The sequence below is a fragment of the Winogradskyella sp. SM1960 genome (genome assembly GCF_020179375.1).
Classification (GTDB): Bacteria; Bacteroidota; Bacteroidia; order Flavobacteriales; family Flavobacteriaceae; genus Winogradskyella; species Winogradskyella marina.
Genome location: NZ_JAICBG010000004.1, coordinates 189,222 through 213,268 on the forward strand (window position 1 = coordinate 189,222; position 24,047 = coordinate 213,268).

22 protein-coding genes are annotated in these 24,047 nt (G+C 30.7%); 6 read left to right on the forward strand and 16 right to left on the reverse strand.

What is annotated here, in order from left to right; genetic code table 11:
* Positions 1–214: 214 nt before the first annotated feature.
* Together K1X16_RS11550 and K1X16_RS11555 are read right to left on the reverse strand one after the other, a co-directional pair.
* Positions 215–601 (reverse strand): hypothetical protein, encoded by a 387-nt coding sequence (locus K1X16_RS11550; protein WP_195870855.1) that lies wholly within the window; start codon positions 599–601, stop codon positions 215–217.
* 40 nt (positions 602–641) lie between these two features.
* Complete coding sequence (locus K1X16_RS11555) at positions 642–1,022, reverse strand: helix-turn-helix domain-containing protein (RefSeq protein ID WP_195870854.1); 381 nt, start codon at positions 1,020–1,022, stop codon at positions 642–644.
* A 303-nt stretch (positions 1,023–1,325) separates the two neighbouring features.
* Here K1X16_RS11555 and K1X16_RS11560 point away from each other — a divergent pair, with 303 nt between their 5' ends.
* The 3 genes from K1X16_RS11560 to K1X16_RS11570 all read left to right on the forward strand — a co-directional run bounded on the left by K1X16_RS11560 (position 1,326) and on the right by K1X16_RS11570 (position 3,617).
* Positions 1,326–2,468: a M14 family zinc carboxypeptidase gene (locus K1X16_RS11560; RefSeq protein ID WP_225036316.1), complete on the forward strand. Its 1,143-nt coding sequence runs from the start codon at positions 1,326–1,328 to the stop codon at positions 2,466–2,468.
* A gap of 82 nt (positions 2,469–2,550) precedes the next feature.
* Positions 2,551–3,030, forward strand: a complete 480-nt coding sequence (locus K1X16_RS11565; RefSeq protein WP_195870852.1) for an Lrp/AsnC family transcriptional regulator — start codon at positions 2,551–2,553, stop codon at positions 3,028–3,030.
* Positions 3,031–3,098: 68 nt separating this feature from the next.
* Positions 3,099–3,617 (forward strand): DinB family protein, encoded by a 519-nt coding sequence (locus tag K1X16_RS11570; RefSeq protein ID WP_195870851.1) that lies wholly within the window; start codon positions 3,099–3,101, stop codon positions 3,615–3,617.
* On the opposite strand, the gene aroB is transcribed toward K1X16_RS11570, so the two are convergent.
* Positions 3,614–4,684 carry a 3-dehydroquinate synthase gene (gene aroB, locus K1X16_RS11575; RefSeq protein ID WP_225036320.1) on the reverse strand — a complete coding sequence of 357 codons (1,071 nt, stop codon included), beginning with the start codon at positions 4,682–4,684 and terminating at the stop codon, positions 3,614–3,616. The two genes, K1X16_RS11570 and aroB, sit on opposite strands and share 4 nt — an antisense overlap.
* Positions 4,685–4,784: 100 nt before the next feature.
* Here aroB and K1X16_RS11580 point away from each other — a divergent pair, with 100 nt between their 5' ends.
* On the forward strand, positions 4,785–5,957 hold the full coding sequence (locus K1X16_RS11580; RefSeq protein WP_225036321.1) for a proline dehydrogenase family protein: 1,173 nt from the start codon (positions 4,785–4,787) through the stop codon (positions 5,955–5,957).
* Positions 5,958–6,051: 94 nt separating this feature from the next.
* Here K1X16_RS11580 and K1X16_RS11585 read toward each other — a convergent pair whose 3' ends face one another.
* From K1X16_RS11585 to K1X16_RS11600, 4 genes are read right to left on the reverse strand one after another with little or no spacing between them, the layout of a single operon-like run.
* Entirely contained in the window at positions 6,052–8,418 is a 2,367-nt protein-coding gene (locus K1X16_RS11585; RefSeq protein WP_225036328.1) for a GumC family protein, read from the reverse strand.
* A gap of 12 nt (positions 8,419–8,430) precedes the next feature.
* Complete coding sequence (locus K1X16_RS11590; RefSeq protein ID WP_225036330.1) at positions 8,431–9,207, reverse strand: polysaccharide biosynthesis/export family protein; 777 nt, start codon at positions 9,205–9,207, stop codon at positions 8,431–8,433.
* A 35-nt stretch (positions 9,208–9,242) separates the two neighbouring features.
* Positions 9,243–11,138 (reverse strand): polysaccharide biosynthesis protein, encoded by a 1,896-nt coding sequence (locus K1X16_RS11595; RefSeq protein ID WP_225036334.1) that lies wholly within the window; start codon positions 11,136–11,138, stop codon positions 9,243–9,245.
* On the reverse strand, positions 11,132–12,259 hold the full coding sequence (locus K1X16_RS11600; RefSeq protein ID WP_225036335.1) for a DegT/DnrJ/EryC1/StrS family aminotransferase: 1,128 nt from the start codon (positions 12,257–12,259) through the stop codon (positions 11,132–11,134). Before K1X16_RS11600 ends, K1X16_RS11595 begins: the two co-directional genes overlap by 7 nt.
* Positions 12,260–12,650: 391 nt before the next feature.
* Here K1X16_RS11600 and K1X16_RS11605 point away from each other — a divergent pair, with 391 nt between their 5' ends.
* Both K1X16_RS11605 and K1X16_RS11610 read left to right on the forward strand, forming a co-directional pair.
* Positions 12,651–13,622 carry an ATP-grasp domain-containing protein gene (locus K1X16_RS11605; RefSeq protein WP_225036336.1) on the forward strand — a complete coding sequence of 324 codons (972 nt, stop codon included), beginning with the start codon at positions 12,651–12,653 and terminating at the stop codon, positions 13,620–13,622.
* A complete protein-coding gene (locus tag K1X16_RS11610) occupies positions 13,606–14,262 on the forward strand; it encodes an HAD family hydrolase (RefSeq protein WP_225036337.1) in 657 nt (218 codons plus the stop codon). Before K1X16_RS11605 ends, K1X16_RS11610 begins: the two co-directional genes overlap by 17 nt.
* Before the next feature lie 3 nt (positions 14,263–14,265).
* On the opposite strand, the gene K1X16_RS11615 is transcribed toward K1X16_RS11610, so the two are convergent.
* The 9 genes from K1X16_RS11615 to K1X16_RS11655 form a co-directional block, all read right to left on the reverse strand.
* Positions 14,266–14,883: a sugar transferase gene (locus K1X16_RS11615; RefSeq protein ID WP_225036338.1), complete on the reverse strand. Its 618-nt coding sequence runs from the start codon at positions 14,881–14,883 to the stop codon at positions 14,266–14,268.
* Positions 14,880–15,959, reverse strand: coding sequence for a glycosyltransferase family 4 protein (locus K1X16_RS11620; RefSeq protein ID WP_317196438.1), 1,080 nt, complete (start codon positions 15,957–15,959; stop codon positions 14,880–14,882). The genes K1X16_RS11615 and K1X16_RS11620 overlap by 4 nt, the downstream gene beginning before the upstream one ends.
* A gap of 75 nt (positions 15,960–16,034) precedes the next feature.
* Positions 16,035–17,936, reverse strand: coding sequence for an asparagine synthase (glutamine-hydrolyzing) (asnB, locus tag K1X16_RS11625; protein ID WP_225036340.1), 1,902 nt, complete (start codon positions 17,934–17,936; stop codon positions 16,035–16,037).
* Positions 17,937–17,944: 8 nt separating this feature from the next.
* A complete protein-coding gene (locus tag K1X16_RS11630; RefSeq protein ID WP_225036341.1) occupies positions 17,945–19,099 on the reverse strand; it encodes a glycosyltransferase in 1,155 nt (384 codons plus the stop codon).
* A 4-nt stretch (positions 19,100–19,103) separates the two neighbouring features.
* Positions 19,104–20,153, reverse strand: coding sequence for a sugar-transfer associated ATP-grasp domain-containing protein (locus K1X16_RS11635; protein WP_225036342.1), 1,050 nt, complete (start codon positions 20,151–20,153; stop codon positions 19,104–19,106).
* Entirely contained in the window at positions 20,150–21,232 is a 1,083-nt protein-coding gene (locus tag K1X16_RS11640; RefSeq protein WP_225036343.1) for a glycosyltransferase, read from the reverse strand. The genes K1X16_RS11635 and K1X16_RS11640 overlap by 4 nt, the downstream gene beginning before the upstream one ends.
* Before the next feature lie 21 nt (positions 21,233–21,253).
* Entirely contained in the window at positions 21,254–22,057 is an 804-nt protein-coding gene (locus K1X16_RS11645) for an ATP-grasp fold amidoligase family protein (protein ID WP_225036344.1), read from the reverse strand.
* Positions 22,058–22,227: 170 nt separating this feature from the next.
* Positions 22,228–22,812: a serine O-acetyltransferase gene (locus K1X16_RS11650; RefSeq protein WP_225036345.1), complete on the reverse strand. Its 585-nt coding sequence runs from the start codon at positions 22,810–22,812 to the stop codon at positions 22,228–22,230.
* Positions 22,813–22,828: 16 nt separating this feature from the next.
* Entirely contained in the window at positions 22,829–24,043 is a 1,215-nt protein-coding gene (locus K1X16_RS11655) for an O-antigen ligase family protein (RefSeq protein WP_225036346.1), read from the reverse strand.
* Between the last annotated feature and the right edge of the window lie 4 nt (positions 24,044–24,047).

A 24,047-nucleotide genomic window follows, 5' to 3' on the forward strand; every position in this document is an offset into this window, starting at 1 on the left:
TTATTTATTTGGAGTCTTAAGGTGTCTATATTAAATATTTACGAAATATAAGGAATCCAAATTTACGCATCTTAAAGTTCTGACTAATATTAGTTAAGCGGCTCTTAATTAACGTTCTATTGCTTTGTGAGGTTTATTTGTTGTTTTAACTTTTAGTAAAACCTAGTTTGATCTTAAGACAAATTAAAGCTAAACTTGGGGTGCTAGTAAGAGATCAATCTACTTTTACAGCAACCCCTTTTTCAACCCTTGAAGCTCTGCTAGGTCTTTTTATAGCGAGTTTATATTCAAAAGTATAAGAATCTTCTGTTGTAGACAGAATTTTCATGTGAATAGCCTCTTTTTCGGAGTTGTTTGTTGGGTGTAATTTCTTTAATATAAATTCACAATCATTAATCCATCGAATAGATGATGAATCTGCTTCTTCTTCATGATAATCAATGTTGAAATTCTCAGTGCGCTTAAAACGTGAAGTTTGCTCAATACCATCAACGATATATGTAAACTCAAAAGTCCCTGTTTTAAAATCGGAACAATTACGCTCTATTGAGTAGCAGCTTGTTAATAAAATCAACACTAACATTGAAAGAAAAAACTTCATATAAATCTTTTTGTAAAGATAATGAATAGTGTAATTAATACTAAGGCTTGTAGCTCTTAAAAGTTCCATTTTTATAAAAGATTACAATTTTATCAATTTCAGAACTAGATTCAGGCATAGAATTCGGACTAGGAAGATCAGGCTTTTTTTGTATTTCTGATTTGTTTGAGTTTGGAGATTCTGAAATTTTAGGTTGACTAGGGAAGTTTCCTTTCCCATTCATAAGCCAATACAATTCTACTTCCGGATAGGTGTTTAGTACCTTCATTACAAAGTCTAAACTGGGCTTGTTTCTGCCACTTAAAATGTGTGAAATACTTGAGCGCTGAACCCCGATTTTTTCAGCGAAACTTGAAGCAGATTCACTGTAAAAATCGATGACTTTTTGTAGTCGTTTTGTAAAATCGACAGAGTTTATCATTGTAAACTTGAGTTTTGTGGATGTAACGATACAAATGTAAACAATAGTATTTGTATAACCCTTAAATGTAATTAAATATTTGAAACACTATTAAAGTTTAGGTTTGGTGATCTGATATTGAGTACTGATAAAGAGTATTTTACGGTGTGGAATTAATTCCTGTTGAATATTTTTCAATTAACTTTAGTTGTGATAGCATTTCAGAAGTCAAGGTTGTTTACCGTTGTAACGTTTTGTTGACTTTTGGTTGTTTACAATTGTAATTAATCAAATGATTACATTTGTAACCACTAATTTAGTCTTATGAATCTAGAGCTTTTAAATCGTCTCTTTGTAGAAGTTAAAACACCAGAAATTTTTGGTCGTTATATTACCAATTCTGATATAGAAAAATGTTTTGGAAATTTGTTAAAACCTCAAATTTCTTCACTTGGCTATTCGGTTGAGAAACGACCAATATATAGTTTGAAAATTGGTAATGGACCAATTAAAATTTTGTTGTGGTCGCAAATGCACGGCAATGAATCTACATCGACAAAAGCACTTTTTGATTGTTTTAATCTATTTGAAACTGAACATGAAATTTCAAAACTAATTTTAGAACAATGTACTTTAGTAGTTATTCCTATTTTAAATCCTGATGGTGCTAAATGTTTTACGCGTATAAATGCAAATGAAATTGATTTAAATAGAGATGCGCAAAATGTATCTCAGCCAGAAAGTAAAATACTACGTCAACTTTATATCGATTTTAAACCCGATTATTGTTTTAATCTTCATGGTCAACGAACCATTTTTAGTGCTGGAGAGACAGAAAATGTTGCGACACTATCATTTTTGTCGCCTGCACAAGATCAAGGTCGTCAGTTAACAACGAATAGAAAAGCTGCAATGACTATAATTGCCGAAATCAATGATTTGCTGCAAGCAGAGATTCCAAATGGAATAGGGCGTTATGATGATGGTTTTAATCTGAATTGTGTTGGAGATACTTTTCAAAGTTTTGGTGTGCCTACGTTATTATATGAAGCAGGACATTTTAAAAATGACTACAATAGAGAAGAGGTGAGAAGATTAATGTTTATTGCTATTTTAAAAGGGATAGATGTTATTATAAATAAGGTTGATATTGGTAAGTACGAAGCGTATTTTGATATTCCAGAGAATGCTAAATGTTTCTATGATATAATTATTAGAAATGCAAAATATAATGGTGTAGTTGATTTAGTTGATATTGCTATTCAATATAAAGAGACATTAATTGATGGTAAATTAGAGTTTGTTCCAGTTATTGAAGAAATTTCAAAACTAAATAATAAGTATGGACATAAAGAAATAGAAGCCAACGGGTACGTAGTGAAAACTACAGAGGGTTTTGACTTAAAAATAGGTTTCGAAATCGATTTCGTAATAGTGAATAATGAAAGAATCTCATTAAAATCGTAAAAATATTCAGTTATAATGCATAATTGTTAATGTAAATGTTTTATTTTTGCATTTACTTTAAAGATTATACAATTATACAATTATGGCAAAGTTTAAATTAGATGAAGTTGATCACCAAATTCTCGATATGCTTATCGATAATACGCGTATTCCTTTTACAGATATTGCGAAGAAATTATTGATTTCTGCAGGTACTGTTCATGTACGTGTAAAGAAAATGGAGGAAGCAGGGATTATAATGGGGTCATCATTAACCTTAGATTATCAAAAGCTAGATTATTCATTTATAGCTTATGTTGGGGTTTTTTTACAAAACACATCGCAAACTAAATTTGTTTTAGAGCGAATATCAGAAATACCTTATGTTACTGTAGCGCATATTACAACAGGGAAATTTAATATTTTCTGTAAAATTAGAGCTAAAGAAACCATGCACGCTAAAGAGATTATTTTTATGATCGATGACATTGATGGCGTTTATAGAACTGAGACTATGATTTCTTTAGAAGAAAGTCTTAATGATAAAAAACGATTGATGCATACTATTTTTAATGAACTATAATCATTAAATTATATTTTAACAAATGCCCTTTGTTTTTGTAACTCAGGGCATTCTTTATTTAAACGAATATGAGCTTGAATTCTATAAGTACGTCAGAATACAATACTTACTACCAACCCTATATTGATGCTATCAATGAGGATATAGGTATTTGTGAAGGATTAAAGCAAAATCAAAATTCTGTTGTTTCTTTTTTCTTAAGTATTCCTAAAGAAAAACATAGTTATGCTTATGCTGAAGGCAAGTGGACCATAAAAGATGTTCTGCTTCATGTTATTGATACGGAACGTATTTTTACATATAGAGCATTAAGGGTTGCTAGACGTGATAAAACAATCCTCCCAGGTTTTGAGCATGATGATTATGTAGTACATGCTGGAGCTAAGAACCGTTCTTTTGATAGTTTGTTAGAAGAATATAAGGCTGTAAGGCAGGCGACGCTTACTTTGTTTAGTACGTTTGATGCTGGTACATTAAAACTTATAGGTAATGCTTCGGGTTCACCAATTTCTGTTAGAGCAATAGGTTATATCCTTTTAGGCCATGAAAATCATCATATCAAAACTATAAAAGAACGTTACCTCTAATTCGCATAATAATCAAATGCTTCTAAAATTAGGTCATTACTGATGACACAGTCTAATTTTGGTTTCCCTATAGCTTCTAAAAGCACAAATTTTACAACACCATGGCTGTTTTTCTTATCATATTTTAATAATTCTATGATATGGTTTTGATCTGCTTTATTTATTTCGACTTTAGAGAATGTTTTTAAAATTCCATTAGTAATTTCAGCTAAATGCTCATTGCTTAGTCCACAAACCTTGGTCGATAAATAGGTTTCTAAAATCATACCTATAGCAATGGCTTCACCATGTAATAATGGAGTTTTGTCTGCATTTTCCAGGAAGTAGCTTTCTATAGCATGGCCAATCGTATGTCCAAAATTCAATATTTTTCTTAAGCCTTGTTCTTTAGGGTCCGATGTTACGACGTGGTTTTTTATGACAATAGACTCATAAATTAAACGGTCTAAGTCTGAAATGTCTAATTTTTCGAGATGTGTTAACGTATTCCAATAGACTTCGTCGTAAATTAACCCATGTTTTAGCATTTCGGCAAAACCGGAAACCATTTCGTTTTGCGGAAGCGTGTCTAAAAATGATGTATCAACACCTACCAATTCACCTTCATTAATCACACCAACTTGATTTTTTAAAGCACCTAAGTCAACACCTGTTTTTCCTCCAACAGATGCGTCAACCATAGCTAATAAGGAGGTTGGTATATTAATGTAAGGAATTCCACGCATGTATGTACTTGCTACAAAACCACCTAAATCTGTAACAACACCACCACCTAGATTAATCAATAAACTTTTGCGATCTGCGTTATATTCGGATAAAGCTTCCCAAACACCAGTGCAAATATCAATGGATTTATGTTCTTCTCCATTTGGCATTTCCATGACTTCAACGGCTATTTCGTCAGATTCTAATCGTTCTAGAAACTTAGGTAGGCAATAATCGTGCGTATTTGTATCTACCAGGACAAATATTTTAGACGGTTTTTTTGTTTTTATATAGTTGTTTAATTCTGTATAAACCTCAGAGTTAAAATGTACTACGGCATTTTTTGTTGAAATAGATTCCATAATAAAATTTATAAGCGAAAAATATGATGTGAAAATACTTCCTTTTTAGAAAAAAAAGTAAGACTATAATAAATATATTTGCATTTATATTCTTTAGCTAATGATAAATCGCTCCCTTTTTGAGGATACAGGTACGGCATTTACTTTAAAATCTGATTCAGAATTAGAGCGTGCCTATTTTTTGTTTAAAATGATTTCTTCAGAACCATTGGTTAGAATTGGGACTGTAGCAACGAGGTTTGCTTTAAAAGCACATTTGCCAGTAGAGAAATTAATTAGAGCTACAGTTTTTGATCATTTTTGTGGTGGTGTTAATGAAGAAGATTGTTTGTCGGTAATAGATAATTTATACACAGAAGGTGTTAGTTCTGTTTTAGATTATTCTGTTGAGGGTAAGGCTGAGGAAAATCAATTTGACAATGCACTTGAGAAAATATTGAAAATCATTCATTTTTGTGATGACAGAGAAGCTATGCCTATTGTTGTTTTTAAACCTTCTGGTTTTGGGCGGTTTTTGTTGTATCAAAAAAAAACAGAGGGACAAAAGCTAACAGCAGAAGAAGAGGCGGAGTGGGATAGAATAGTAAATCGATTTGATACCGTTTGTAAGCTTGCTAAAGAAAAAGACGTTGAAGTTTTAATTGATGGTGAGGAAAGCTGGATGCAAGATGCTGCTGATGATTTAGTAGAAGAAATGATGTTGCGCTATAATAAGGATGTTCCCATTGTTTATAATACGTTACAATTATACCGCTGGGATCGTTTAGAGTATTTAAAAGCTCTGCATCAACGAGCTAAGTCTAACGGTTTTAAAATTGGAATGAAAATTGTTCGTGGCGCTTACATGGAAAAAGAACGAGAAAGAGCACTGGATAAAGGATATGACTCTCCAATTTGCGAAAACAAAAAAGCAACCGATGATAATTTTAATGATGCGCTTAATTACATTCTTAATAATTTAACAGATATTTCGGTTTTTATAGGAACTCATAATGAAGCGAGTTGTTATTTGGCTATGGACTTGATGGAAACCAAAAACATTTCTAAAAAAGATAATAATGTATGGTTTGGCCAGTTGTATGGTATGAGTGATCATATTAGTTTTAATTTGGCAGCTCAAGGTTATAATGTTGCAAAATATATTCCTTTTGGCCCAGTAAAGGATGTAATGCCTTATTTAATTAGAAGAGCAGAAGAGAACACCTCAGTAGCTGGACAGACGAGTAGGGAGTTGTCGTTATTAAAATCTGAAAGGCGTAGACGGAAGTTGTAGTTATTTTTTGAATTGTTTCTATTTAGAATTAAATTTAAAAATTCACCATAATTATATATAGTGGATTTAGTTATTAGTATTAAAAGCGACTTATTTAAGCTTTGCCAAATTGATACCATTTCTTCTTTTTATGAGGGTTGTCCCCATAACCGTAACCGTAGCCGTAGCCTTTTTTATCAAAATCAGTTCCGTTTAATAGCATATTCATATTAGGTAGTCTGTTATCGTCATAAAGTGGTTTAGCAACTGCTGATAATTGTCTTTTATCAACGTTATTTGCGCCAACGACGTAAATAAACATATCTGCAAATTTTGAGATTAACATGGTATCGCTTACTAAGCCTACAGCTGAAGTATCTACGATTATATAATCATATTTACCTTCGAAATAATCAAATAAATCTTTAATTCTATCACTCATTAATAATTCGGAAGGGTTTGGTGGGATGGAACCCGAAGGGATAATATCTAAATAACTGTTAGTTTTTAATTTATTGACTATTTCATTTGGCTTGATTGATTTGTTGGCAATATAGTCTGATAAACCAATCTTTGATGTTGGTTTTTTATTAAGATATTGCATTATTTTTGGAACTCGGATATCCATTTCAATTAGCAGTACAGATTTTTCTGAAAATGAAATTGATGAGGCTAAGTTGGTGCTTGTGTGCGACTTACCTTCTTGAGCTCTTGTGGATGTAATAAATACTTTTTTAGTTTTAGAGTCATTGTTTTTTAACAAGAAATCAATGTTAGATCTAATAATCCTGAATGCTTCAGCCTTCGGAGAATAGTCCACCTTAGTAATTAGCTTAGATTTTTTACTCGTTAACGGTATGTCACCTATATATGGAATGTTCACCACTTCTAGAAGGTCGTCTTTATCATAGATTTTTGTGTCTAAAAGGTCTTTTAGGTAAATAAAACCTACAGGTATTACAAGACCTATTAAGAAAGCGGCTAAATAGGTGAACATTTTATTGGGGAAAACTGGCGCATAGGAAGAGTAAGCAGAGTCAATAACTTTAGCGTTAGGAGTAAACATACCTAATGTAATTGCTGTTTCTTCTCGTTTCTCTAATAAGTATAAGTAAAGCGACTCTTTGATGCCTTGTTGACGCTCAATATCTCTGAGTTGTCTTTGCTTTGTCGGTGCCGAATATAGCTGACCTCGAATCCTTGCGTCTTCTTTGTTTAAGCTATTGAGGGTGATTTCACTTGATTTTCTCATGTTTTCAAGTGAACTCGATAAATTTTCTTTTAAAGCATTTATTTGGTTGTTTAAATTAATGACAACAGGATTACTTTCAGTAGAGTTTTTTAATAGTTTATCTCGTTCGGCTACTAGCTCGTTATGATTTCTTGTGACTTGAGCAATGTTTCCGTCGGATAATCCAACTGAAGGCAAAAGGTCAGAATTTTTATTTTTCTCTTTTAATTCCTGTTGCATGTAATCAATTAACTGTATGTTATTGGTGGTACTGTTTATTTTGGATTCAGTTTGTCTTTCACTTTGTAAATAAATATCTGCCTGGGAAGCTAAAGCTGTTAAATTATTTCGTTTTTGAAGCTGTTCTGCAGTAAAGTCGACCTCTTCTAATTCTTTAAATACTAATTCTAATCGGTTATTAATAAAGTCGGACGTTACTTTTACAACCTCCTCTTTATCTGTAATAATGTCGTTATTATATTCCCTTATGATTTGGTTTAAAATATCTATCGCTCTTTTAGGGATGTTATCTTGGAGGCTTAATTTCACAACACTTGACTCATCTCCAGTTGAGGCTAAAAGGTTTGATTTATACTTCCCTATTAATGAAGAAATTCGTTTGATTGAAACTCTTAAATTACTACCTATCTTTGGGCTATGTTTTCCACTGTTAGGAATAATTACGACATCACCAAAGCCTGTTTTTATGCGATCACCAAAAGAGAAAGATCTACCTAAAGACTCATCACGATTTATAAGTGATTTCCCATCATCTTTAAATAATAAAAACTCCGAAGGAGATTTAATTTTAATATAAAGCGTTGTGTCAATTTTATGTATAATAGAATCGTTGACGAAAAAATTAAGTTTTACAGGAGGGTTTTCATATATTTCTTGTTCCTTTATTTTACCTTGTTCAAAATAAGTAATGTTAAGTTCTAAATCCTTAACTATTTTAGAAATTAAAGTTCTAGACGTCATTACAGCTATTTCGTCTTTTATAGCACTCGATTTACCAGATAAAAGACTACTGCCACTTAATTCAGCTAAACTTGGTAGCTTTTGAGATTCCTTATCATCTTTAATTCGTATTGTGGCGGAAGCTTCAAACTGAGAGGTTGAATAACGCAAGTGAATATACGCTAAAGCTAAAGCAATTATAACGAAAAAAGAAATTAACTTCCATCGTGATAGGTATAGACTCAATGTTTTTTTTAGCGCTTTCGTTGAAATAATATTTCTAGACTCCATATTTAACTATAATTATCTTATTAAAAATACAGCAATAATTGTAGTTAGTGTTCCAATAGCAGAAATCAATACACTATTATTTTGGTTGTAAGTAGATGAGCGTATTTTAGCATTATTAGGTTCTACATATATTACATCATTTTGTTGTAAGTAATAAACAGGTGAGTTTACGGAGTTAATTGAGGTTAAGTCGATATTAGCAAATTTCTTTTTCCCTTCAACTTCTCGTATTAATTTAACGGTTTTTCTTTTTCCGAAAATGGTTAAATCATTTGCGTAACCTAGTGCTTCTAAAATAGTGACTCTTTCATCTTGCATTGTAAATGTGCCTGGATTAGAAACCTCTCCAAGTACTGTAATTGTAAAATTTGCTAATCTTACATTCACAATTGGATCCTTTGCCATTGTACTAATACGGTCAGTTAATAAAGTAGTTAATTCTGATCGTGTAAGTCCTTCAACCTTTAGTGTTCCAAAAACCGGAAATTCGATATTTCCATTGTAATCAATTAAATAAGTTTGTTGCGTTAAACTTCCTTGAGCACTTGTTAAATTTGATGTGTTATGTGAAACCACAGGTAAATTAAAAGGCATAACAGTCGCTGGATCTGATCCTGTTACGTTAATTGTTAAAATATCGTCTGGTTTGTAAATAATTTCTGTTGGTTCAGGAGATAATTGACCTTCTGAAAGCGGCTCATCTTGAAAGTAGATAAAGTCTTTTCGTGAGCTACATGATGTCGCTATAATTAGTGCTAGTATAGAAATAATTAGAATACGTGGTTTCATATAAGTAGTTGTTATAAGTTTGATAAAAGTGATAATTATTTTTTAATATCTAAAACTTCGTAAGTAGAATTGTTTGAGATATATTCTGGAATTAAATGCTTTATCGAAGATACAATTTCTAATGGTTGTGTTAAAGAATTTACAGCGGTTAGTTTATTAATCTGTTTTTCAGTACTATCGATATCAATATGCCTTGATTTTGCAATCATAATTTTATCATGATAGGTTTTTTTTGTGTTTTCCCCATCGGCTAAAAGTTCTTCATAAATCTTTTCACCAGGTCTTAAACCTGTGATTTTTATGTCAATATCTTCAGGGTAGCGTAAGCCGGATAAAATAATCATATTAATAGCAAGATTAAAAATCTTTATAGGCTCTCCCATATCAAAGACGAAAATCTCTCCACCATTACCCATGGCTGCAGCTTCTATTACTAATTGACAAGCTTCTGGAATTGTCATAAAATAGCGTGTGATATCCTTATGAGTAACTGTTAATGGTCCTCCTTTTTCAATTTGTTTTTTAAATAACGGAATTACAGATCCATTAGAGCCTAATACGTTTCCAAATCTAGTGGTAATGAATTTTGTATGACCTTTCCCTTTTAAGCAGGTGACATAAAGTTCGGCTATACGTTTTGTAGCTCCCATTACATTTGTTGGGTTTACTGCTTTGTCGGTGGAAATTAAAACAAACTTGTCAACACTATGTTTTACTGCGATATCTGCAACATTTTTTGTGCCTCCAATATTTACACTAACGGCTTCAAATGGATTGTTTTCCATTAAAGGAACGTGTTTGTATGCAGCAGCATGAAAAATTACTTTAGGTTTATAATTATCGAATATTTGATCTATTCTACTTCTGTTACGAACATCTGCAACTATAGCTTCTACGTTTTCTAGACCTTGTTGTCTAAATTCTTGTTGAATATCATAAAGTGCAGATTCTGCATTATCAACTAAGATTAATTTTTTATAATTATAGAGACTAACTTTTCTGCTAATCTCACTTCCTATTGAACCAGCAGCACCAGTTATCAAAATTACTTTGTTATTATATAAGTCCTCAAGATCCGGGTTTTTTATATTAATTGGATCTCTTCCTAATAGGTCTTCAATTTTAACTTCTTTTATCTGTCCAACACTTAAGTCACCATCTATCCAACTTTGTACAGGAGGTACTATTTTTACTTTTAGACCTAATGAAAAAAGGTTTCCTGTAATTTGAAGTAATCTTGTAGGATCTATGTTTTGAATTGAAATTATAACGTCTTCAATATTTTTTCTTTTAATGAAACTTTCATCAATAGATTCTATACCATAGACTTTTAACAAGTTTATTTTCTTGCCAATTTTACGTTCATCATCATCAATAAAACCAACAACTTCAAAGCCACTTTTAGTGTCATTTTGTATAGCATCGTAGGTTAACATTCCGGAACTACCAGCTCCAAAAATCAGGACCTTTGAAACTGACTTAAAGTCTTGGGTGATATGGTTGTATATTGATTTTATGAATAGTTTTGCGCCTATAAGGAACAAGATGTTTAAAAGTAAATTGATGTAAATAATTGAACCCGAAATATTGAAAATACTATCATTACCTAATGTCTTTCGACTTAAAAAAGTACAGAAAATTAGAATTGTTGCTAAAATATTTGCGCCAATAATAATATTTACAATGTCTTTGAAACCTGTAAACCTAACAACTCCTTTGTAAGAGCCAACAGCAATAAAACTAATTGCAGCAACAATTGCCACATATGGAATTTGATTTAAAAGGTCGATAAAGTCAAACTCTATTTGAAAATTAAATCGAATTAAATATGCTAGGAAAAATGAAGCTATTACAATCACGACATCAAACAATAGCACAAGCCATTTTGAAGCATATTTTTTCGATATTTTATCTAATAGTTTAGTTAACATGTTACAAAATACGCTTTTATTGTAGAAATAACTCTTTCTAATTCATTATTAGTAAGGTTTGAGCCACTTGGCAAACATAAACCTTTGTTAAATAATGCATCAGAAACACCATTAAGATAGCTAGGGTGTTTTTTAAAAATGGGCTGTTGATGCATCGGTTTCCATAAGGGTCTAGATTCAATATTTTCTTTTTCTAGTGCTAATCTTAACCCTTCACGTGTATTTTCAGAATCTAAAAGAATACAAGATAGCCAGCGGTTTGAAAAATAACCTTCAGGTTCATTAAGAAACGTAATTTTATCAATATGTTTTAGGGAGTTTGAGTATAACTGATAATTAGAGCGTCGTTTTGCAACATGACTATCTAAAATTGTCATTTGTCCACGGCCAATACCTGCAACAATGTTAGACATTCGGTAATTATAACCAATCTCTGAATGTAAATAGTGAGGAGCGTTATCTCTAGCTTGTGTTGCCAAGAAAACTGCTTTTTCTTTAAGTTTTAAGCTTTTTGTAACAAGAGCGCCACCACCAGAAGTGGTTATAATTTTATTGCCGTTAAAAGATAATATTGAAAAATCACCAAATGTTCCACAATTCCTACCATTATATTGACTTCCTAACGATTCAGCACTGTCTTCTACAATAGGAATATTATATTTTAAAGCAATCTTAGTAATTTCGTCAACGTTATAAGGCATACCATATAGGTGTACAGCAATTATAGCCTTGGGTTTTCTGCCTTTTGCTATTCTATCTTTGATGGCTATTTCTAGTTGTATAGGACACAAATTCCATGTGTCTTTTTCGCTATCCACAAAAACAGGAGTAGCTCCTTGATAAATTATAGGGTTAGCAGATGCAGAAAACGTTTTACTTTGACAAATAACTTCATCACCATAATCAACGCCTAATAAAATAAGACTTAGATGTAAGGCAGAAGTACCAGATGCTAATGCTGCAACATATCTATCCTCCATAAGGTAAGACTGTAAATCGTTTTCAAACCCATTAACGTTAGGGCCTAAAGGAGCTACCCAATTTGAATTGAAAGCTTCATTAATAAAAGGTAATTCATTACCACTCATATGTGGTGCGGAAAGCCATATTTTAGGTTTCATACGTAAAAATTGTTAAGTAATTAGTAAATTACTATTCAATTTCATGTCAATAGAGGGATCTGGGACACGATCTAATTAAAAAGTAAATATGCTTTTTATAATAGTACAACCCAAATTAAAACGATAAACTGTAAATATTTACGTTCTTTATTGTAAAAAAATATTTAAATGGATTGAATGCTGTTTGTTTGTAATAATGTTATTTAACTTGCCTATTATTAATAAATTGGGAATGCTAGTTCTTTAATTGTGTATGATTTTATTATTTACAGTTAATATATTTACCAATTTATAGACTTTATACGATTTATGGAATAAAAATAGTACGAACTACACTATATTTATAACCTGATAAAGTTAAAATGCTTAAATGTTAACTTAAATTATTTGAATGAATATCTTAATTACTTCAGCTGGGCGAAGAGTTTCACTGGTAAGGTCATTTCAAAAAGAATTAAAAAAAATAGACTTAAAGGGTGAGGTGTATGCTTCAGATGCAAATCCTATGTTATCAGCTGCTTGTCAGATTGCTGATGGGTTTTTTAAAGTCCCCATATTAGGTGCTACTGATTATATTGACGTACTATTTGATTTTTGTAAAAATTATAAAATTAGTTTAGTTGTTCCAACTATTGATACGGAATTACTTCAGCTTGCTATACATAGAGATAAATTTAAGCAAGAAGGAATTGAGGTTGTAATTTCATCAGTTGATTTTGTTTCAAAGTGTAGAAATAAACGCGTCATGCATAAGTTTTTTGAAACTCATAATGTTAAAGTAGCAAAAGAATATCCCAAGAAAAATTATAAACTACCTCTTTTTATAAAGCCAGTTGATGGTAGTAGGAGTGTGGATACTTATGTAATAAGATCTAAAGAGGACTTAACAGAATATCATTTCGCAAATAATAAACTGATGTTTTTAGAGTATTTAGATCATGACGATTTTGATGAATACACATGTGATTTATATTATAATAAAGCTCATGATTTAAGATGTGTAGTACCTAGAAAAAGACTTGAAGTTAGGGATGGTGAAGTCTGTAAGGCGCTGACTGTTAGTAATACATTGGTGGATTATATAAAGCAAAACTTAAGACAAATAGAAGGGGCCTTAGGTTGTCTTACAGCTCAGTTTTTTTTACATAAAAATGATAATCAAAAAATTTATGCCATTGAAATTAACCCTAGATTTGGTGGTGGGTACCCCTTATCATATTTATCTGGTGCTAATTTTACAAAATGGATAATTGAAGAATATCTACTAGGAAAAAGCATTGAAGAAAAATTTGATGTGTGGGAAAAGGATTTATTAATGATTCGTTATGATGATGAAATTTTAGTACATGGATATAAAGGTTGATTATAGTACAGTAATAGTTTTTGATTTAGACGATACCTTATATAATGAATTAGATTTCTTAAAATCTGCCTATAAGGCAATCGCGGAATCCGTAGAACCTGAAAATTGGAAAGCCTTATATTCTAAAATGTTTTCTCTCTATAGATGTAAAGTTAACGTCTTTGAATTTGTTGCTAATACTTATAATATAGAAATAGGTCAGCTTATTGAAAAGTACAGAAATCATCAGCCTGATATTCAATTGTTTGATAGTGTGTTAAATGTTTTTGATGCTATAAAATCTAAAAAAGGAAAAATAGCAATAGTTACAGATGGTCGTTCAGTAACACAAAGAGCAAAGTTAAATAGTTTAGGTATTTTAAATTATTTAGATAAAATTATAATTTCCGAAGAGATTGGATCTGAAAAACCAAATTTATCTAATTTTGAGGCTATCGAAAAGGCAATATCTGGAACTGAATATTATTACATTGCTGATAATTTAAAGAAAGATTTTATTGCTCCAAACGCTTTAGGATGGAAGAGCGTAGCGCTAATAGATAACGGAAAGAATATTCACTTTGAATCTTATAAGTACACTAATTCTCAAAATTTGCCACAAGAATTTATTGTTGACTTTAAGGAATTAAAGATTATTTAATACTTAAGATTCATTAGTTCCTGTAAACTCTGGCATATCGATATTTTCAGAATTGTTAATGTCTTTTCTATTTATAACCTTATCTATTGTTTTGAGAAGTATTCTAAAATCTATAAAAAAAGACTGATGTTCTACATAGTAAACATCATATTCAAACTTTTGTTCCCAACTAATAGTGTTTCTTCCGTTAACCTGTGCCCAACCCGTAATACCAGGTAATACCTCATGTCTTCGATACTGTCTTTTATTGTAGCGTTCTAAGTATTCAGGTAAAAGTGGACGAGGTCCAATCAAGCTCATATCTCCTTTAAGAATGTTGAGTAATTGAGGCAATTCGTCTAATGATAATTTTCTACAGATTCTTCCAACATTTGTGACCCGTTCCATGGCAGGTAATAAATCGCCATGTTCATCAGTTTTATCTGTCATGGTTTTAAACTTTATAATTGTAAAAAGCTTCCCATTTTTCCCAGTACGTGTTTGAAAGAAAAAAGGTTTACCATTATTAAGTATTAAAAGACTTATAATAAGAAAAACGAATAATGGTGAAATAATTAGAAGTCCAACAGATGCTGCTAAAAAATCGAAAAAACGTTTTATAATGTTTGTATAGAGTTTCATTCTAATGATTTATATAGTTTTAGAGTCTCATTCCAGATATATTCTCTTTTATACTTTTTTACAATGTTTTGTCTACAATTACTAGCTAACTTAAGTGTTTGGTCAGGATTGTTTAGTAGGTTAAGCATTGCTTGCTTAAGAGAAATGATGTCTTTAGGTGGTATAATTAAACCATTATAGTTGTGTGTTATTAGCTCATTATTCCCATTGATATCAGTTACTATACATGGTTTTTCCATGCTATTTGCTTGTAATATGACATTAGGGAACCCTTCTCTATAACTAGGAAATACAAAAATGTCGCTAATAAACACATAAGGTCTAATATCTACTATACTTCCTACGGCATGAATATTTTTGTTGTTTTTTATAATTTGTTCTGTTTGCGGATCAATAGGGTCTAGGTCTTTTTCACTTGGGCCAACAATTATAAGTTTTGTATTAATGTTAGATTTGCTAATTTCATTAAAGGCAGCTACTAGTTCATTTATCCCCTTATCTGCGACAACTCTGCCAACGAAGACAAAAACAGTGTCTTTTTCTAAAATGTTAAGTTGTTGTTTTAAAAGGTTGGCTTCATTTAGATTAACTCCTTGGTTACTATAATGATTAACATCTATTCCGTTTGAACTTCCATTGCCTAAAACTTTAAGTTTAGGTGCTTTGCAAAAATTATGTTCTAAAATAATATCTCTTAGCCCAAAAGAATTTGGTAATACTAGTGTTGCACAAGCATAAGTGAATTTTTCTACAAAGTTTAAAAGTTTACGTTTGTTGCCACTAGTTTCTAACAATGGTAAACCTGCAATGGTATGTATTCTATTGGGAACACCAGCCAATTTTGCGGCTAGCATACCTAAAGTTCCTGCTTTTGGAGTATGAGAATGAACAATAAATGGTTTTTCTTTTTTAATTACTCGATATAATTTGTAGACGGCTACTAAGTCTTTAAAGGGAGTTATTTTTCTTGTCATACTAACGGCAATAGTTCTTATGCCTTCTGCTTTTTCTACATCCTTTAAGTTCTCACCATCATCACTACTCGCGACACCAATCATTTCATAATATTCATTCATAAAGTTTAATTGGCCCTTCAGCAAAACCTCTAATGAACTAGCAATTGTCGTAATCCTTATAATTTTTCTCATAGGTTATAAAATAGAATATGTGTTTAAATACCATTTTTGAAATGTATAAAAACACCACACCCTCATACTATTGTCTTGTTTTGAATTTATATGGTTATTAACCAATTTTGAAATATAATCAATATTAAATAAATTTTGAGATTCAATAAATTTTGGATCGATATATGACAGGAGTTCTGGCTTTAAGCTAGATCTTAACCAGTCTCCTACAGGTACTCCAAATCCTTGTTTAGATTTATCTAAAAATTTAGGTTCAAATTTATCAGCGAAAGCTTCTTTTAGGATATATTTCTTATTCCACCCTTTCATTAGGTAGTTTTCTGGTAAGGAGTTTGATAAATCCCAAATTGCTTTGTTTAAAAAAGGAGCTCTGCATTCTAATGATGAGAACATACTTGTTCTATCGACTTTAACAAGCATATCTCCTTCTAGACTCACGTTTTTATCAACCATTCTAAAATCAGTTAGATTTTTTGGTTTGTGTTGATTGTGTTTATCCTTTAAATCTAAAAATGTATCTTTAATTAAAACATTGTTATTAAACAATTGAGATTTTTCCTCATCTGTAAACGCAAGTGAAATAATATTCCAATATTGGTTACCATCGTAATTAAATGCTTTTAATAATCTATTTAATTGAAACCTTCGACCTCTATTGTCATCTTTTGTCTTTAAAAATGAAGAAGATAACTTTAAAATCTGTTGATGTACGTTTTTATGAACAATAGAAGTGTATCGGTTGTTTAATTTGCCCATATAATATTTATTATATCCGCCAAATACCTCGTCGCCTCCATCACCAGTTAATGCCACTTTTACAAAGTCGCTTGCATGTTTAGATACCAAATATGTTGGTAGAGCAGAGGAGTCTGCAAATGGTTCATCAAAATTTAATAAAATATCATCTATATTATTTTTAAAGTCAGACTCCTTAACTATAAATTCATGATGGTTACTATTTACTAATTTAGCTACCACTTGAGACTTATCCGTTTCGTCATATATTTGTTTTTCAAATCCTATTGAAAATGTTTCTATTTTTTCACTAGAAATTTCTGCCAAACAATGGGTTACTACTGAAGAATCTACACCTCCTGATAAAAATGTTCCAAGAGATACGTCGGCAATAGATCTAGTTTCTACACTTTTCATCACCTCATCATGCACTTTTTTTTTGGCGTCATTGAATGAGATATCTAATTTTTCTACTGGTTTTTGTTTTTCTATATCATGAATTGAAAATGTGTCAGAAGTTAAATCAAATTCAATATAATGATTGCTTTCTAATTTGTGAATATTCTCATAAATAGAGTAGGGAGCGGGTATATAGGTTAATCTAAAATATAGATTCATACCTTCAAGGCTTATACTTGGTTTATTAGGAAGATAGTTTACAATGGATTTTAACTCCGATCCATAGATGAAATCTGTTTTAGTTTTTGTGTAATACAAGGGTTTCTCTCCAAAAAAATCTCTCGCTATAAATACTTTATTTTTTGTTTTGTCATGAATGCTAAATGCAAACATACCATCTAACTCCTTAAAAGCATCGACACCTTTTTGTTCATAAAGTTTAAGAATGACTTCTGTATCACTTGTAGTCTTAAAAGTTACACCAATATTTTCAAGTTGTTGTTTTAAAATTCTATAGTTATAAATTTCACCATTAAAAACTAAGCCTAAATTATTGTCATCAGAGTACATAGGCTGTTTACCTGTACTTAAATCTATAATTGATAAACGACGCATTGCCATAGCAACTGATGCTGATTCTGAAATATCTAAATAAAATCCATCTTCATCTGGACCTCGATGAAAAATGAGTTGATTCATTTTTGATAATTCACTATGCAGTAAACCATATTCTTTATGTGTGTTGCTAATAATTCCGTTTATTCCGCACATAATGGAGTCTAATGTTTTTGTAAATATTGGTTAAAAATAGAATAAATAGTGTCAATTTGATATTCCTTAGATCTTTTTATACTTAATCTGCTGTATTTTTCTCGTTCTTTCGGATGATCTCTGAAGTAGACTATAGCATTGCGTAAGCCTAAATGATCATTATTATTAACTAAAAGTCCATATTTCGCAATAATAAATTCTCCGTCACTTATTTTTACAGTTTCATTTTCGTTTAAAAGTTCTAATGGACCCGACAAACAATTGGTTGAAATACATGGAAGACCTACAGCCATGGCTTCTAAAAGCGCATTTGGAAATCCTTCTGTAAAAGAAGATAGCACAAAGCAATTGCTTTTAATAAAGTAATCGTTTACATTGCTTACTATACCACCAAGCGTTATTTTGTCTGTTAAGTTATGTTTAATGATTTCATTTTCTAAATAACTTTTGAGTTCTCCTCCTCCTAAAATGGTTAAATTTATGTTGCTATTTTTTATACCTGCAAAAGCTCGAATAATCATAATATGATTTTTCCTTTTATTTAAAGTTCCTGCAGTAACAACTCTCATAGATATCTCATTGTTATTTAATGTTTCGGGCTGTATTGCTTTTATTGGAATTTCAATAGGATTATAAATTACTTCCATAGGTATCTTAATTCCAAAATTATCTTTTAAATCTTGATTTATGTGTGTTGAATTTGAAAACAAAGCATCACATCTGTTATAAAAAATAGGATAAAAGATTTTTGATATATATAGAGAGAGTTTATTTGTAGTGTTATCGGAAGGGAAACCACGTTCACTAATTATAGTTTTAACTTTTGCATTGAGTATTGCTATAATACCGTTCATAAGATTTGGAAAAGCTAAGAACGAAACCGCAATATTGATGTTTCTTTGTTTTATTAGTTTATTGTATTTAAAAAGAAATGTTAGAAAGTCAAAAAATCTTAAATAATAAGGTCTATTAACACCTTTTTTAGAGAGTGTTATTACATCAACTTCCTCTGGTATTGGAAAGTGAATAACGTTATAAAAAAGAACTAAACTGACGCTATAATCATTTTTTAATTCTTTTATTAATAGGCTAATTACTTTTTCAGCACCACCACTGCCTAGAGATAAGGTTAGTATGCTAATATTTGGTTTTTTGTTTTTCAAATGGTTATTTTTTTAAATTTTCCCAATTTAAATCTTTAAAACATGGGCCATATACCATTTCATGAAATTTTATTCCATTGTGACCACCATTCAATTCTATTAATTTAATCTTATCATTTTTATCTACAATAACGTCCCACCCAACACACCTAACAAAAGGAATACGACGATGCATTTTTTTTATTTCAGCTAAACAATCATCAAATAGCGGTATTGATTTTCCTGCAAATGAAATGTTGTTGTCTGGTAGCTGTTTTGTTGTAGACCAATTCGGTAGATAGGCGTCTTCCATTAATTTGCCATTTTTAATGTTTATTGGAATTTTTATTGCTGAAGCGGTTTTGACATGTGTATCACTTTTACGACCGAATTTTAAAAAACCTGCTCTTACATCAATATCTCCGTTATCATTAGAGGAAGATGTTATACGTATAGTGGATACAGATGATTTATTGAATTCTGAAAAAAATGAATGTTGTTCAATAAATTTTTGAAAAACTCCATTGCCTAGTTTTTTTATAGTGGTTATATCAAATGAATTTTTATCAAAGAAATAAATACCTTTTCCTTGAATTGAATTCTCAATTTTAAATACAACTCTCTCATATTTTGAAAAAAGTATACTTCTTAGTTTATCTTCATTTAAAACTATATATTCTGGGTTAAGAAATAATTTATTAACATAATAACATATGTCTAAAGAGTCTGATTCTTCTATAATTTTATTAATTACTGCGTTTCTGTCACCTAATTTACCATAATCGCCATTTAATTGAGGAACAACGACTTCACCATAAAAATTATCTGGAATCCATCCTTCTTTAAACTCCTTTGCAAATGCGCTATAAGTATAAAGCCACGGAGCATATTTTTTATCTCCAAAGGTATCTAGAGCATATTCCTTACATATTTTTTTAACATTAGAATTAAGTTTTCCTTTTTGCAGTTCAACTACTTTTAAAATATTCTGTGCAACTTTGTTTTGTTCATAATGGTACACATATGATGTACCATAGCCCACAATACCTTTGGAAATATTTTTTAATGAACTCATTTTATCAATTTTTTAAATAATGTTTCGTAATCACTCAAAATTTTATCAGTACTAAATTTTTTATAAACAGATTCTCTAATCTGTTTTGGATTCCAATCTTTTTTATCGTTAAGCCTTTCAAGAAACTTTATCTCGTCAGCAACAATAAAACCATTTATTTCATCTTCAATTATTTCTTTGGTTCCCCCAGGTGCATCAAAGGCAATAACAGGTGTGCCAACAGCACAACTTTCTAATAATGCATTTGGGAACCCTTCTGAATAAGAACCTTGCAAAAACATGTCACTCTTAACCAGATATTCTGAAACGTTATTGGTATAACTAATAAAACTCACTTTATCTTTAAGCCCAAGCTTTTCGACCTCGCTTAAGATTTCATCATATTGTGGACCTTCCCCAATGATTAAATACTTAAAAGGAAAAGTTAATTTACTTAGAATACGAAGAATTCTAACCTGCCCTTTTTCCTTACTTAACCTACCTACGGTAATATATTTTTTTGTAGAGTTTTGAGATTTTTTTGTTTTTATAATGTCATAATTGGTAATGGGATTATTTATTACACTAATAAATTGGCTATCAATGCCAAAGGCTTTCATTACATTTTCCTTTTGATCATTGGACTGACATATAAAATGATCTATTTGTTTGGTTCCAAATAAAAAGTAATTAAAATGTTTTTTTAAAAATGATTTTTTTCTTTTGTAAGTTTCATCATAAAACGAAGCTGATCCTGAAAACCCGGCCTGTCTACCAATAAAAATAGTCTTAGAAAAAAAGAGAGAAATTAACCCTGTCATTGCAATTAAATGGGAAATTGAACTTACAACTATATCTGGTTTTTCTTTTGCGATAAGCCTAGAAAGTGAAAAGGCACCATTAAGTACTCGTGATTTATTGAGAAAAATAACAGGGCATCCCGTTATTTTAAATTTACTATCTTTCTCGAGACCAATAACAACTAATGTAACATGGAACTTTTCCTTATCTAAGTTCTGTGATACAAATGACATGACACGTTCTGCACCTCCCGCATAGAGAGTGGGTAACACAAAGTATATTTTTATTTTTTTTGCCATTAATTAGAGTGTTCAACTTTCTTATATTGTTAATAATAATTGCTTTCCTAAGTTTTCATCCCATTCCTTAGGAAGAATAGGGCTCGTTCCTCCGTCGTGATGAAAGGTAAGTTCTCCAAAATACAGTTTACCATCCACATCGTACCAATCTACTCTCACATAAATAAAATCCTCTGAAAGCTTTTCTGATAGTTGAATCATGTTATCAAGAGTATCAGGTCTATCAATTTCATAATCACTTGGGTCTGTATACTTCCCATTACCTTTAGAAGAAGACCACTTATATGGTTCTCTTTCCCATTTAGCATTATACCAATTTCTATAATGACTATCAGAATTTCTATCTATGTCAACTTGAATCATTCTTACTTTGCCATTGAAGCAATGTATTTTATAGTCAAATGGTATTTTTTCATTTTTATCAGTTAATAATTTTTCTGCAATAATTGTTGGTTTTATATTTTTATACTGCCATTCTCTAGAGCTGTAGAAATAGTTTTCTTTTAATCGTTTTTTAAATTGCTGTTGTATTTTTTTCCAGTTGATATCAGCCTTGTTTTTAACTATTTGACCACCAGAACTGTCGTGGTTAGCTTTAATTATAAATGGTATATCTGGAAGATTTTCAGGCAATAACTCTTTTGGATTATCACTTTGAAATAATAAAGGAACTAAATATTGTTCTCCAATTTTACTCTTTATATAATCTCTAACTTTAAACTTATCCGCCACTGTGGTATGCAAGTCTTTTCTATCATACAGCTTTAGCCAATTTATCTTTTCATTTAACGTTATTGGGTTGTCTAAATCTAATTTGTAACCCATAAATTCTTTAAATTTACTTTTAATAATATACTCGTCTGATACATTTTTTAAAAAAAATTCATATAGCTTATAGATAGGTCTAACTATAGAGTAACCTATATCAGAATTTCTATAAATTCTAGCAATTATATGTTTCAACTTACCCATTGTCAATAATTGTGTTAACAATATTATTTAATATGCTTAATAACTTTTTTTATATCAACTTCACCAATAATTTTAGCTGGAACTCCAGCAATGGCCATGTGCTCTAAATCAAAAGATTTGTTGACTACAGCGTTTGCACCAATGGCAGTATTGTTAGGTATTTTAATATTACCATAAATTTTTACACCGGGTGCTATATATATATTGTCTCCTAATTGTGGTGCTTCAACCTCACCGCTAGATGCTCCAATGTTTACACAGGCATGCATCCTACAATTTGATCCAACTTTAGCATTACTATTTATCACAATTGTACCGTAATGTACTATAGCTAAGCCTGGTCCGAAAACATTTGGTGGGATAGAAAAACCCAGTTTTAGCGATAAGTTTTTAAATTTGTACCTCAAATAGTAGTAATAAATTTTAGCAATTTTTGAATTTTTACAATTTTCATAGTACTCTACTTTTCTTAAAAGCTTTTGAAATTCCCATATAAAATTAGGCGAAAAAAAATATAAAAATTTAGCACTTAAACTTAACGATTTTAGTCTTAAAGCAACTTTATCTTGCTTCAAATAGTTTTTGTAATCTAATTTTGATTGTATCATGATTATAATTTAAAAATCAATTAGTTTGATTTATACTTTTTCTATAAATCAAACTATCAAAAAATGCCAAACTAATTAGCATACACCTATTAAAGAATATTGAATGAGCAACAAGTCCCTCAAACATTAAAAGAACAATAAAAATTAAATAGTAAAATTGGTCATTCTTGATGGATAGATTCACACTTACAGCTAAATAAATAAAATAAATTAGTAACGCTATAAAACCAAGGTTTACCGCATAGTATAAGTATTGATTGTGTGTGTTATGTGTTGTATATCTCATATCACTAGTATGGGAGGTTCCATAACCTAAAGGGTTTTTGATAAACTTATCGAGAAACTTTAAAAACAAATCTCCCCGTCCACCACCCGAACCCACATCTTCCGCTATTACATTGCCTTCACTTTGACCTGTCAACAAATCAATACGGTCCGCCATAGCTCCCTTGGCTAATTCGGGAAATTCACGTTTTATAATTCCTGCAAAAAATACTAGACCGACAAATAGAAAGAAAAACATAAAAATCATTTTAAAGGAGCTTTTAAACAGGCTCAAAGGATTAATTTTAAATTGAGAACCCCAATTGTTTGCAGTGCCTAAAATTAATATGAGAATTATCGAAATAATACCACTTCGAGAAAAAGTCATAAATACTGACATTATCATTATTATTATAAATAGAAGTCTTTGCGTCTTGTTCGTTTGTAAATATACCAAAACGCATAAAGCCAAAAATTTCAAAGCTGACGAGGCTTGATTTGGGTTTTCACCAAAACCTCCTTTACGAGCCATTCCTTCTAGAGCCTCAGTAAATTTAGGTAATCCAATGATGTAATCATACCACACACTTAAAGCTAACACAGTAAACGCGGAAAACACAACTAATAAGACAAACTTTTTGTCTTCGGTTCTAAAAAAATGCACAACGAATACATACATCACTAATGTAAAAATATTAAGTACTATCTGAGTTATAATTTTTTCGTATGGTGCTGTAGATACAGCACTGTAAACTATGGTTAAAAATAAGAGTACAGCAAACAATTTAAATGTGTGAGATTTAACAATGTCTAGCATGTCAATTATTGGGTATTTAATAATGCATACGACAAAAAATAAAGGAATTAAAAGCTCAGATGGCTGAACAGGGATGATTCCAATTCTAAATAAAAAGATATCAGCAAATGATGCAAAAAGTATAAGTAAAAAGGCTATTATATACTTCATAATA

What these genes read in the sequence shown, in the direction of transcription:
- K1X16_RS11580 (WP_225036321.1), top strand. Translation starts at nt 4,785, where the DNA reads ATGATAAATCGCTCCCTTTTTGAGGATACAGGTACGGCATTTACTTTA.
- K1X16_RS11565 (WP_195870852.1), top strand. Translation starts at nt 2,551, where the DNA reads ATGGCAAAGTTTAAATTAGATGAAGTTGATCACCAAATTCTCGATATG.
- K1X16_RS11550 (WP_195870855.1), bottom strand. Translation starts at nt 601, where the DNA reads ATGAAGTTTTTTCTTTCAATGTTAGTGTTGATTTTATTAACAAGCTGC.
- K1X16_RS11610 (WP_225036337.1), top strand. Translation starts at nt 13,606, where the DNA reads ATGGATATAAAGGTTGATTATAGTACAGTAATAGTTTTTGATTTAGAC.
- K1X16_RS11620 (WP_317196438.1), bottom strand. Translation starts at nt 15,959, where the DNA reads ATGAATGAATATTATGAAATGATTGGTGTCGCGAGTAGTGATGATGGT.
- K1X16_RS11645 (WP_225036344.1), bottom strand. Translation starts at nt 22,057, where the DNA reads ATGGGTTACAAATTAGATTTAGACAACCCAATAACGTTAAATGAAAAG.
- K1X16_RS11570 (WP_195870851.1), top strand. Translation starts at nt 3,099, where the DNA reads ATGAGCTTGAATTCTATAAGTACGTCAGAATACAATACTTACTACCAA.
- asnB (WP_225036340.1), bottom strand. Translation starts at nt 17,936, where the DNA reads ATGTGCGGAATAAACGGAATTATTAGCAACACACATAAAGAATATGGT.
- K1X16_RS11640 (WP_225036343.1), bottom strand. Translation starts at nt 21,232, where the DNA reads ATGGCAAAAAAAATAAAAATATACTTTGTGTTACCCACTCTCTATGCG.
- K1X16_RS11585 (WP_225036328.1), bottom strand. Translation starts at nt 8,418, where the DNA reads ATGGAGTCTAGAAATATTATTTCAACGAAAGCGCTAAAAAAAACATTG.
- K1X16_RS11615 (WP_225036338.1), bottom strand. Translation starts at nt 14,883, where the DNA reads ATGAAACTCTATACAAACATTATAAAACGTTTTTTCGATTTTTTAGCA.
- K1X16_RS11560 (WP_225036316.1), top strand. Translation starts at nt 1,326, where the DNA reads ATGAATCTAGAGCTTTTAAATCGTCTCTTTGTAGAAGTTAAAACACCA.
- K1X16_RS11590 (WP_225036330.1), bottom strand. Translation starts at nt 9,207, where the DNA reads ATGAAACCACGTATTCTAATTATTTCTATACTAGCACTAATTATAGCG.
- K1X16_RS11605 (WP_225036336.1), top strand. Translation starts at nt 12,651, where the DNA reads ATGAATATCTTAATTACTTCAGCTGGGCGAAGAGTTTCACTGGTAAGG.
- K1X16_RS11655 (WP_225036346.1), bottom strand. Translation starts at nt 24,043, where the DNA reads ATGAAGTATATAATAGCCTTTTTACTTATACTTTTTGCATCATTTGCT.
- K1X16_RS11650 (WP_225036345.1), bottom strand. Translation starts at nt 22,812, where the DNA reads ATGATACAATCAAAATTAGATTACAAAAACTATTTGAAGCAAGATAAA.
- K1X16_RS11595 (WP_225036334.1), bottom strand. Translation starts at nt 11,138, where the DNA reads ATGTTAACTAAACTATTAGATAAAATATCGAAAAAATATGCTTCAAAA.
- K1X16_RS11635 (WP_225036342.1), bottom strand. Translation starts at nt 20,153, where the DNA reads ATGAGTTCATTAAAAAATATTTCCAAAGGTATTGTGGGCTATGGTACA.
- aroB (WP_225036320.1), bottom strand. Translation starts at nt 4,684, where the DNA reads ATGGAATCTATTTCAACAAAAAATGCCGTAGTACATTTTAACTCTGAG.
- K1X16_RS11555 (WP_195870854.1), bottom strand. Translation starts at nt 1,022, where the DNA reads ATGATAAACTCTGTCGATTTTACAAAACGACTACAAAAAGTCATCGAT.
- K1X16_RS11600 (WP_225036335.1), bottom strand. Translation starts at nt 12,259, where the DNA reads ATGAAACCTAAAATATGGCTTTCCGCACCACATATGAGTGGTAATGAA.